The organism is Agrococcus sp. DT81.2 (assembly GCF_049844935.1).
Lineage (GTDB): Bacteria > Actinomycetota > Actinomycetes > Actinomycetales > Microbacteriaceae > Agrococcus.
On sequence record NZ_JBNCLZ010000011.1, the window covers coordinates 19,511 to 28,986 of the forward strand.

Annotated in this window: 11 protein-coding genes; 8 read left to right on the forward strand and 3 right to left on the reverse strand. The window is 71.5% G+C overall.

Features of this window, described 5'->3' with window-relative positions:
* Window positions 1-147: 147 nt before the first annotated feature.
* The 4 genes from ACLQ21_RS15150 to ACLQ21_RS15165 all read left to right on the forward strand — a co-directional run bounded on the left by ACLQ21_RS15150 (window position 148) and on the right by ACLQ21_RS15165 (window position 3,551).
* Window positions 148-393, forward strand: coding sequence for a hypothetical protein (locus ACLQ21_RS15150; protein ID WP_425664799.1), 246 nt, complete (start codon window positions 148-150; stop codon window positions 391-393).
* Window positions 394-511: 118 nt separating this feature from the next.
* Entirely contained in the window at window positions 512-1,453 is a 942-nt protein-coding gene (locus ACLQ21_RS15155) for a zinc-binding dehydrogenase (RefSeq protein WP_425664800.1), read from the forward strand.
* 101 nt (window positions 1,454-1,554) lie between these two features.
* A complete protein-coding gene (locus tag ACLQ21_RS15160) occupies window positions 1,555-2,247 on the forward strand; it encodes a Type 1 glutamine amidotransferase-like domain-containing protein (protein ID WP_425664801.1) in 693 nt (230 codons plus the stop codon).
* 47 nt (window positions 2,248-2,294) lie between these two features.
* Entirely contained in the window at window positions 2,295-3,551 is a 1,257-nt protein-coding gene (locus tag ACLQ21_RS15165; RefSeq protein WP_425664802.1) for a flavin monoamine oxidase family protein, read from the forward strand.
* 15 nt (window positions 3,552-3,566) lie between these two features.
* On the opposite strand, the gene ACLQ21_RS15170 is transcribed toward ACLQ21_RS15165, so the two are convergent.
* Window positions 3,567-3,905, reverse strand: a complete 339-nt coding sequence (locus ACLQ21_RS15170) for a TraR/DksA family transcriptional regulator (protein WP_425664803.1) — start codon at window positions 3,903-3,905, stop codon at window positions 3,567-3,569.
* A 91-nt stretch (window positions 3,906-3,996) separates the two neighbouring features.
* Here ACLQ21_RS15170 and ACLQ21_RS15175 point away from each other — a divergent pair, with 91 nt between their 5' ends.
* On the forward strand, window positions 3,997-4,860 hold the full coding sequence (locus ACLQ21_RS15175; protein WP_425664804.1) for an AraC family transcriptional regulator: 864 nt from the start codon (window positions 3,997-3,999) through the stop codon (window positions 4,858-4,860).
* A gap of 16 nt (window positions 4,861-4,876) precedes the next feature.
* Here ACLQ21_RS15175 and ACLQ21_RS15180 read toward each other — a convergent pair whose 3' ends face one another.
* On the reverse strand, window positions 4,877-5,032 hold the full coding sequence (locus tag ACLQ21_RS15180; protein WP_425664805.1) for a hypothetical protein: 156 nt from the start codon (window positions 5,030-5,032) through the stop codon (window positions 4,877-4,879).
* Between the two features lie 47 nt (window positions 5,033-5,079).
* Between ACLQ21_RS15180 and ACLQ21_RS15185 the strand changes: the two genes are divergently transcribed.
* Complete coding sequence (locus ACLQ21_RS15185; RefSeq protein ID WP_425664806.1) at window positions 5,080-5,922, forward strand: formate/nitrite transporter family protein; 843 nt, start codon at window positions 5,080-5,082, stop codon at window positions 5,920-5,922.
* A gap of 12 nt (window positions 5,923-5,934) precedes the next feature.
* Here ACLQ21_RS15185 and nhaA read toward each other — a convergent pair whose 3' ends face one another.
* Window positions 5,935-7,194, reverse strand: coding sequence for a Na+/H+ antiporter NhaA (gene nhaA / locus ACLQ21_RS15190; protein ID WP_425664807.1), 1,260 nt, complete (start codon window positions 7,192-7,194; stop codon window positions 5,935-5,937).
* Between the two features lie 247 nt (window positions 7,195-7,441).
* On the opposite strand from nhaA, the gene ACLQ21_RS15195 reads away from it, so the two are divergent.
* Window positions 7,442-7,762, forward strand: coding sequence for a 4a-hydroxytetrahydrobiopterin dehydratase (locus tag ACLQ21_RS15195; protein ID WP_425664808.1), 321 nt, complete (start codon window positions 7,442-7,444; stop codon window positions 7,760-7,762).
* A 48-nt stretch (window positions 7,763-7,810) separates the two neighbouring features.
* Window positions 7,811-9,475, forward strand: coding sequence for an ABC-F family ATP-binding cassette domain-containing protein (locus tag ACLQ21_RS15200; protein ID WP_425664809.1), 1,665 nt, complete (start codon window positions 7,811-7,813; stop codon window positions 9,473-9,475).
* Window position 9,476: the final 1 nt, after the last annotated feature.

The window sequence follows — 9,476 nt, forward strand, 5'->3', positions numbered from 1 at the left end:
GGAAGGGCGCCCCCGCGCGCCGAGCCCAGCATGGCGAGTGCTGAGGCATCACGATGTTCTCGTTGAGGAGCAGCGGATGCCGCCCAGCCAGGGGGCACTCCAGCACGGCCCACGCGCGGCGAGACGGCGCGGGCGTACGCTCCGGATATGAGCGATCACCCCACGCAGCACGCCGTCTACTCCGCCGCCGACATCGCCGAGGTGCTCGAGGAGCTGCGGGCGTGCGGTGCCGACCCGCTGAACCTGCGACGCTGGGCCGCTCGCCGAGACGTCCACACCGCGCTCGTGCGTGCGGGCAGGACTCTCAGCTCCGTGCGGCTGCCCGGCAAGGCACCGGGAGGCGGATGGGTCGAGTTCGCGCTCGTCGAGGGCGCCTGGGCCCGCACGCTGTAGTCGAGTCGAGTCGAGTCGACGGCCGACTGGTTCGGCCCTGCGCGTAATCGAGCCATGTGAGGGCCGTGTTCGCGTACGGTCGATACCAACAGGTAGTTGAAATTCGAAGGAGCATCGCATGCGCGCATGGCATTTCGTCGGCACTCACAAGGACTTCGAGCGGGTCGACATCGAGGAGCCCAAGGCCGGGCCGGGCAAGGTCGTCATCGACGTCAAGGCAGCCGGCCTCTGCCACTCCGACGTCGGCATCCTCGAGGACGAGAAGTGGCTCCTGACCATGAAGGAGCTCCCCGTGGTGCCCGGTCATGAGACCGCCGGTGTCATCAGCGAGGTCGGCGAGGGCGTCACCGACTGGAAGGTCGGCGATCGCGTCGCGGTCTGGCCGATGGCCGAGCTCATGGGCTACATGGTCGACGGGGCCTGGGAGGACCGTGCCGAGGTGTCGACCGACGCGCTCGTCGCCATCCCCGACGAGGTCGGGTTCTCGGCAGCCGCCGCAGCCACCGACGCCGGCATGACGTCGGTCGGCGCACTCTCCACCGCCGGTGTCGAGCAGGGCACGAAGGTCGGCGTGATCGGCTTCGGCGGCCTCGGTCAGATCGGCGCCCGGGTCGCGAAGCTGCGCGGTGCCGAGGTCTACGTGGCGGAGGTCAACGAGTCGATCTGGGAGCGTGCGAGCGAGGCTGGCGCGACGCGCGTCGCGAAGTCGATCACCGAGTTCGCCGATGTCGAGCTCGACGTCATCATCGACTACGCCGGCTACGGCGTCACCACGGCGGATGCGCTGAAGACCGTGAAGTCCGGCGGCCGCGTCGTGCAGGTCGGCATGGGCAAGCTCGAGGCGACGATCGACACCTACTCGCTGATCCTCGGCCGCAAGCAGCTGCACGGGTCGATGGGCGGCAGCAAGGACGACATCGTCGAGACGATGCGCCACATGGCCTCCGGTGACCTCCAGCCTGCGATCAGCGAGATCGACTTCGAGGAGATCCCGGCCGGCATCCAGCAGCTCATCGACGGCACCGCTGTCGGCCGACTGGTGGCGAAGGTCGCCGACTGACCGCACTCGCACAAGGGCCCGCGCCGCACGGCGCGGGCCGTTCGCGCGCGCGGCGTCCGGCGACGGGCGTACGCTCCGAGCATGAGCCCGCTGCAGGCCGCATGAGGCTGCTCCTGACCTCCGGCGGCATCCGCAATCCGAGCATCGCGGCAGCGCTCGTCGACCTGCTCGGCAAGCCCATCGCGGAGTGCGACGCGCTGTTCGTCCCCACAGCGGTCTACCCGTTCCCAGGCGGTGCAGGCATGGCGTGGCAGGCGCTGAGCGGCAGCGCTCCGAGCCCGCTGTGCGACCTGGGCTGGAAGTCGCTCGGCCTGCTGGAGCTGACGGCGCTTCCCACCATCCGCGAGGAGAGCTGGGTGCCCGCGGTGCGCGCCGCCGACGCCCTGCTCGTCTGGGGCGGCGATGCGCTCTACCTCACCCATTGGATGCGGGAGTCGGGCCTGGCGGCACTGCTGCCGTCGCTGACGGACACGGTCTATGTGGGGGTGAGCGCGGGGAGCATCGCGGTGACCCCGTACAACTGCGATGCCGAGTTCGATCAGCAGTTCGTGCCGGACGGCAGCGACATGGGTACGGATGCGGAGCGGGGGCTGGGACTCGTCGACTTCACGATCTACCCGCACCTCGACGACGAGGACATGCCCGACACGGCGCGGGCGAGCATCGAGCGGTGGGCCGGAGGCATCCCGGTTCCGACGTACGCGATCGACGACGAGACGGCCCTCGCCGTGGTCGACGGTGATGTGCGCGTCGTCTCCGAGGGCAGCTGGCACCTGTTCGCTCCTGAGGGGTAGCGGGTGCTGGTCTGCGGAAGAAGGCCCGGCACGAAGGAGGAGGTCGCATGGATGCCGACGTGATTGTCATCGGGGCCGGTCTCGCCGGGCTCCAGAGCGCCCGCCGCCTCGAGCGCGGCGGGCTGAGCGTGCTGGTGCTCGAGTCGGCGGATGCGGTCGGCGGCCGAGTGCGGACCGACCGTGTCGACGGCTTCCTGGTCGACCGCGGCTTCCAGGTGCTCAATCCCGCGTATCCCGCTGTGCGGCGCTGGGTGGACGTGCCGGCGCTCGGGCTCCAGCGGTTCGGCGTGGGTGCCATCGTGCGCACCGGCGACCGCACGACCACGCTCGCGCATCCGCTCCGCCATCCTCGCCACGCGCTCACGACCATGTCCAGTCGGCTGACGCCGCCCTCCGATCTCATGGCGCTCGCTCGATGGATCGGGCCGACCCTCTGGCGGGCGACCGCAGCCTCGCGCGCGGCGAGCGATGCGACGCTCCGCGAGTCGCTCGATGCGGTCGGGCTCACCGGACGGCTCCGCCGCGACGTGCTCGACACGTTCCTCGCGGGAGTCCTCGCCGACAGCACCGGTGAGAGCTCTGCCAACTACGTGCGGTTGCTGCTGCGCTCCTTCGCGATGGGCGCGCCAGGGCTGCCGGCTGCGGGGATGCAGGCGCTGCCCGAGCAGCTCGCCGCCGCGCTGGTCGGCGGGATCCGGCTCGGCACGGCGGCACGGGAGCTGCGCGACACCGCAGACGGCGTGCGAGTCACGACCGACACGGGCTCGCTCAGCGCTCGAGCGGTCATCGTCGCCGTCGGCCCGCAGGACGTCGCGGGGCTCACGGCGCTGCTCGCGCCCGAGACGCACGGCCTGACCACCTGGTGGTTCCGGGCGACGGGGGAGCCTCGCACCGGGCCGTTCCTGCTGCTCGACGCCTCACGCCCCGGGGGCGGCCCCGCGGGACCGATCTGGAACAGCGCGGTCATCTCGGAGGCGGCGCCGTCGTACGCGCCCGACGGCAGGCACCTGGTGCAGGCGACGACGCTGCTCGACCGGCCGGACGGCCGAGCGACAGAGGCCGAGGTGCGCCAGGACCTCGCGCGGCTCTACGCCACACCGACCGACCGCTGGGAGGTGGTCGCGCACCACGTCGTCGAGCACACGCTGCCGGCGCAGCCACCCCCGCTCGCCGACAGGGCGTACACGTGGGCCGGCGATCGCGTGGTCGTCGCGGGCGACCATCGTGCGACCGGCTCCATCCAGGGTGCGCTCGTCTCGGGCGATCGCGCCGCGCGCGCGGTCGCGACTCGCTTGCGCGTGTGAGTCGTCAGCGCGGCTTCATCGGGCGCAATGGATGCACGTCGTCGCGTCCGGGCGGGCTTCGAGCCGCTCGGGCGCGATCGGGCGGCCGCACACGCTGCAGGTCGCGCCCTCGCCCCGCTCGAGCCGGGCCGCTGCCTCGTCGATGGCGGCAAGCGCATCGAGCCGCGTCTGCTTGAGCCCCTCGAGTCGCGACCACTCCGACGACAGCGAGACGCCGTCCGGGTCGTGCTCGTCGTCGTCGTGCACGCGCTCGCGGAGCGCGCGCAGCTCGGTCAGCTCGCGCTGCACCTCCTGGAGCTGCGCCAGCACCTCTGAGCGGCGCGCGGCGATGCTGTCGGCACGGGACGGGACCATGCCGCCACGCTATCGACCGATCGCATCCGGCCACGATGATCGGGCGCGGCCCTCATCGGTCCTGGAGGATCGTGGGCAGAAGGAGGGCGTCATGATCGGCACGCTGAACGCACTCGTCGACCTCGTCGAGCGCTCGCTCGACGAGCAGCTCGATGTCGCGGCGTTCGCGCGCGAGCACGGCACGACCGAGTACCACCTGCGCCGGATGTTCTCGTCGCTCGCGCGGATGCCGGTGTCCGAGTACATCCGGCGCCGGCGGATGACGCTCGCGGGGGCCGACCTCGCGGCCGGCGAAGCCGATCTCCTCGCTGTCGCGGTGCGATACGGCTACGGCTCGGTCGAGGCGTTCGGTCGTGCATTCCGCTCGGTGCACGGCTCGAGCCCGGCCGACGTGCGTCGCGACGGCGGCCCGCTCAGCACACAACCCATGATCAGGTTCCGCCTGATCGTCGAAGGGAGCACCCCGATGGACGTCACCATCACCGACCGGCCCGAGCTCGTGCTCGTGGGTCACGCCGCGCGCGTCCCGCTGATGCACGAGGGCGTCAACCCGCACATCCAGCGGCACATCGCCGAGATTCCGGTCGAGGAGCACGCGCGCCTCAAGGCGCTCGGCAACGCGGAGCCGGCCGGCATCCTGGCCGTCACCGCAGGACTGGAGCCCGACGCACCGGAGGGGTCAGAGCTCACCTACCTGCACGGCGTCGCGGTCACCGCCGACACCCCAGTGCCGGATGACCTGGACGCCATCCGCGTCGAAGCGGGCGCGTGGGCGGTGTTCTCGTCGCGCGGCCCGTTCCCGGATGCGCTGCAGCGGCTCTGGGCAGCGACGGCGGCGGAGTGGTTCCCGTCGAACCCCTGGCGGCTGCGACCGGGCCCGACGATCCTGCGCTACCTCGAGCTCACCGAGTCGTACGCCGACTGCGAGCTCTGGATGCCTGTCGAGCGGGCGTGACGCGCGGCGGCGCCGCTCACTGCGGATTGCGCTGCGCGTTCAAGCCCTCCGCGATGACGACGAGCTCGTCCGCGATCGTGACCAGTTCGTCGCGCGCCAGCGCATCGCCGTCGCGCAGCATGCCGGCGATCTGGGTCAGTCGTTCGATGGGGTCGGGGGAGGTGTCGTCCATGCGAGGAGCATAGGGCGCCCGGCCGCGCGCATCCGTACGCTGAGCGCATGGATGAGGGCGAGCAGCGCCGCAAGCTCGGCGAGAGCGATGTCGACATCGAGGACGCGCTGCTCGACGAGGCCGTCACGACCGTGATCAAGGGCGGTGAGCGACTGAACCGGAAGTGGCCGGAGCTCATCGTCACCGGTCTCTTCGGCGGCGTCGACGTGGGCCTCGGCATCCTCGCCATGATGCTCGTCAAGCAGGCCACCGGGTCCGACATCCTCGCCGGCATGGCTTTCGGTGTGGGGCTGCTGGCGCTCAAGCTCGCGCACTCGGAGCTCTTCACCGAGGAGTTCCTGCTTCCGCTCAACGCCGTCATCGCGGGGCAGGGCACGTGGATGCAGATGGTGCGCCTGTGGGCCGTCACCCTCGTCACCAACCTGCTCGGCGGGCTCGCGTTCATGGCGGTCGTCGTGATCGGCCTGCCGGACTACCACCAGACGCTCATCGATTCGGCGATCGCCTACCTCGACCAGCCGTCGCTCGCGGTGATGATCGCGCTCGCCGTGCTCGCTGGGGCGACGATCACGCTCTCGACGCGCATGCAGCAGGGCTCCTCGGACGACGTCGTCACGGCGATCACGTGCATGATCTCGGGGCTGCTCGTCATCGGGTTCGGCATGCTGCACGGAGCACTCAACGCCATCATCATCTTCGGCGCGATGCTCGCCGGTGCCGACATCTCGATCGGTGACTTCCTGCAGTGGTTCGCGATCGTCATCCCGTGCAACATGCTGGGCGGACTCCTCATCATCTCGTTGCCGCGCGTCGCGCGCACGCTCCGGGTGCTGCGCGGCATCCGTTCCGGCGCGATCCCGCTCGAGAAGGCCGAGGAGCAGGGCAGCTGATCTCGCCTGCGCTCATTCGCCGATCCGCGCCTGAGGCGCGTCGGCCACGCCGTCGCGGTTCTCATCGATGCTCCGCGCGCGGCGCGCATCCCACCGGAGCAGCGGAGCCGCGAGCAGCGCCGCCACGCCCGAGCCGACGAGCACGGCGAGCTTCGCAGCGTCGGTACGAGCGGCATCGTCGAACGAGAGCTCGGTGATGAGCAGCGAGACGGTGAAGCCGATGCCCGTGAGCAGCGCTACGGGAAGCAGGTCTCGCACGCCGATGCCGTCCGGGAGCCGCAGGGGTGTCCATCGAGTCACGATGGCGGTCACCCCGAGGACGCCCAGCAGCTTGCCCAGCACCAGACCGGCCGCGACCGCGAGCAGCACCGGCTGGGCAGCGAGCTCGGCGACGCCGCCACCCGCTGCGACCGAGACGCCCGCCGAGCAGAACGCGAAGATCGGGAGTGCGATGGCCGTCGACCAGGGCCGCAGGGCGGACTCGAGACGATGGGTGCGGGGCTCCCGCTCGCCGTGGACGCGTGTCGCCGGCACGACGGCGCCGAGCAGCACACCGGCGACCGTCGCGTGCACGCCTGCTTCATGCATCAGCCACCAGGCGACGAGCGCGATCGGGATGAGGAGCCACCACCGGAGCCGGCGCGACCGCACGACGATCGCGAACGCCGCCACGGCCGCGAGCGAACCGATGAGCGCGAGCAGCTGCACGCCAGCGGTGTAGAAGACGGCGATGACGACGATCGCGAGCAGGTCGTCCACGACCGCGAGCGTCAGCAGGAAGGTGCGGAGCCCCGCCGGCAGCCCGCGCCCGAAGATCGCGAGGACAGCCAGCGCGAAGGCGATGTCGGTCGCCGCGGGGATGGCCCAGCCGGTCAGCGCACCCGCATCGCCTGCAATGAGCACGATGCCGACGTAGACGAGCGCAGGAAGCGCCATGCCGCCGAGCGCCGCGAGCACGGGCACGGCTGCTCGGCGCTTGTCGCGCAGGCTGCCGGCGACGATCTCATGCTTGAGCTCGACGCCGACGACGAAGAAGAAGACGGCGAGCAGGCCGTCCGCGGCCCACGAGGCGATGCTGAGGTCGAGGTGCAGGGCTGCGGGGCCGATCCGCGTCTGCATGAGCGCGGCGTAGGCCTCGTGCCACGGCGAGTTCGCCCAGCACAGGGCGAGAGCCGCGGCGACCAGCAGGAGCAAGCCGCTCGTCGTCTCGAGGCGGAGGATGCGGCCTAGCCTGGCTCGGTGAACACCGATCGGTGTGGTGGCGGCGTCCATGGGTCTCCTCTCGACGCCGCTGGCGCGATTCGCTCAGCGGCATGCTGACCAGGCTTCCCGGCTCTCCACCTCCAGGGTACGAGGGCGCCTCGCGGGCGCGCGGATCGGCGGTGCAGCGACCCTGGGGGCGCCGGCGGCCGAGTGGTCCCCCTCGAACCGGCGGCGGCTGCGGAACCGTCGAGCTGCGCCAGGCCGAAGTCGCCAAGGAACGCTGGTCTGCTGCCCGGAGAGGGCTCAGGATGGTGGCATGAGCGATCCGAAGGCGCGGCTGACCGACTCCGACATCGTCGACGCCGAGCTGGCCGACTGGCGCCACGACGACGGCACGCTGATCGCTCGGTTCCGCTCGCGGAGGTTCGCCGCCGGCCTCGACTTGGTGAACCGGATCGGCGCCTCCGCCGAAGCCGCGAACCACCACCCAGACATCACCCTCACCTATGCGGCCGTCGTCGTCACGCTCTCCAGCCATGACGTCGGCGGCATCACCAGCCGCGACATCCGGCTCGCGAGGGCGATCAGCGCGCATGCCGTCGAACTGGGGATCGCTGCGGAGCGCTCGTCGCGCTGAGGCCGCCGCCGGGTGCCGGGGCTCCTCGGCTGCTGAGACAATGGCAGGATGACCGCAACCCTCGTGGCCAATGGCCTCGCTGGCGGCTACGGCCACCGCACCCTCTTCGACTCCCTCGACCTGACGGTCGCCCCGGGCGACGTCGTGGGAATCGTGGGCGCGAACGGCGCAGGCAAGTCGACGCTGCTGCAGCTGCTGGCCGGCATCGACGAGCCGCAGGCCGGCACGGTGTCGCTCGCCCCGGCCGACGCGTTCGTCGGCTGGCTGCCGCAGGAGCACGAGCGCGTGCCGGGGGAGACGGTCGCCGACCACATCGCGCGTCGCACGGGATGCGCCGAGGCGACGCGCGACATGGATGCGGCTGCCGCGGCGCTCGGAGACCCGTCGCTCGCGCCTGCTGGTGTCGACCCGGCCGACGCATACTCGACCGCGCTCGAGCGCTGGCTCGCGAGCGGAGCCGCCGACCTCGAGGAGCGCATCCCGATCGTGCTGGCCGAGCTCGGGCTCGAGCTGCGCGACGCCCCCATCGAGCAGGCGCTCATGACGTCGCTCTCCGGCGGCCAGGCGGCGCGCGTCGGGCTCGCGGCCCTGCTGCTGTCGCGGTTCGACATCGTGCTGCTCGATGAGCCGACGAACGACCTCGACCTCGACGGGCTCGAGCGGCTCGAGGCGTTCGTGCAGGGCCTCCGCGGCGGCGTCGTGCTGGTCAGCCACGACCGCGAGTTCCTCGCCCGCTGCGTGACCCGCGTGCTCGAGCTCGACCTCGCGCAGAGCTCCAACCGCATCTACGGCGGCGGCTACGACTCCTACCTCGAGGAGCGCGCGACCATCCGCCGCCACGCTCGCGAGCAGTACGACGAGTTCGCCGAGAAGAAGGCCGACCTCGTCGCGCGGGCGCGGACGCAGCGCGAGTGGTCGAGCCAGGGCGTGCGCAACGCCATGAAGAAGGCGCCCGACAACGACAAGATCCGCCGCAAGGCGTCGACGGAGTCGAGCGAGAAGCAGGCGCAGAAGGTGCGGCAGATGGAGAGCCGCATCGCCAGGCTCGACGAGGTCGAGGAGCCCCGCAAGGAGTGGCAGCTCGAATTCACGATCGGGACGGCACCCCGCTCGAGCACCGTCGTCTCGACGCTCAGCGGCGCGGTCTTCCGGCAGGGAGCGTTCGCGCTCGGTCCGGTGTCGCTGCAGGTCAACGCGGGGGAGCGCATCGGCATCACCGGCCCGAACGGCGCCGGCAAGTCGACGCTGCTGCGCGCCCTGCTCGGGCACCAGGCGCCCGCCGAGGGCTCGGCGAGCATCGGCGCGAGCGTGCAGGTCGGCGAGATCGACCAGGCACGGTCGCTGCTGGCCGGCTCCCAGCCGCTCGCTGCGGCATTCGAGGCGCTCGTGCCGGAGCTGGCGTCTGGCGAGGTGCGCACGCTGCTCGCGAAGTTCGGGCTCCGCGGCGATCACGTGCACCGTCCCGTCGACGAGCTCTCACCGGGCGAGCGCACCCGCGCCGGGCTCGCCCTGCTGCAAGCCCGCGGCGTCAACGTGCTGGTGCTCGACGAGCCCACCAACCACCTCGACCTGGCCGCCATCGAGCAGCTCGAGCAGGCACTCGAGTCCTACGACGGCACGCTGCTGCTCGTGACGCACGACCGGCGGATGCTCGCCACCGTCAACACGGACCGTCGCTGGCACGTCGAGGCGGGCCGGGTCGCCGAGCTCTGAG

Excerpts from the sequence above, each read along its gene's own strand:
- ACLQ21_RS15150 (WP_425664799.1), top strand. The coding sequence starts at position 148 with ATGAGCGATCACCCCACGCAGCACGCCGTCTACTCCGCCGCCGACATC.
- ACLQ21_RS15155 (WP_425664800.1), top strand. The coding sequence starts at position 512 with ATGCGCGCATGGCATTTCGTCGGCACTCACAAGGACTTCGAGCGGGTC.
- ACLQ21_RS15160 (WP_425664801.1), top strand. The coding sequence starts at position 1,555 with ATGAGGCTGCTCCTGACCTCCGGCGGCATCCGCAATCCGAGCATCGCG.
- ACLQ21_RS15165 (WP_425664802.1), top strand. The coding sequence starts at position 2,295 with ATGGATGCCGACGTGATTGTCATCGGGGCCGGTCTCGCCGGGCTCCAG.
- ACLQ21_RS15170 (WP_425664803.1), bottom strand. The coding sequence starts at position 3,905 with ATGGTCCCGTCCCGTGCCGACAGCATCGCCGCGCGCCGCTCAGAGGTG.
- ACLQ21_RS15175 (WP_425664804.1), top strand. The coding sequence starts at position 3,997 with ATGATCGGCACGCTGAACGCACTCGTCGACCTCGTCGAGCGCTCGCTC.
- ACLQ21_RS15180 (WP_425664805.1), bottom strand. The coding sequence starts at position 5,032 with ATGGACGACACCTCCCCCGACCCCATCGAACGACTGACCCAGATCGCC.
- ACLQ21_RS15185 (WP_425664806.1), top strand. The coding sequence starts at position 5,080 with ATGGATGAGGGCGAGCAGCGCCGCAAGCTCGGCGAGAGCGATGTCGAC.
- nhaA (WP_425664807.1), bottom strand. The coding sequence starts at position 7,194 with ATGGACGCCGCCACCACACCGATCGGTGTTCACCGAGCCAGGCTAGGC.
- ACLQ21_RS15195 (WP_425664808.1), top strand. The coding sequence starts at position 7,442 with ATGAGCGATCCGAAGGCGCGGCTGACCGACTCCGACATCGTCGACGCC.
- ACLQ21_RS15200 (WP_425664809.1), top strand. The coding sequence starts at position 7,811 with ATGACCGCAACCCTCGTGGCCAATGGCCTCGCTGGCGGCTACGGCCAC.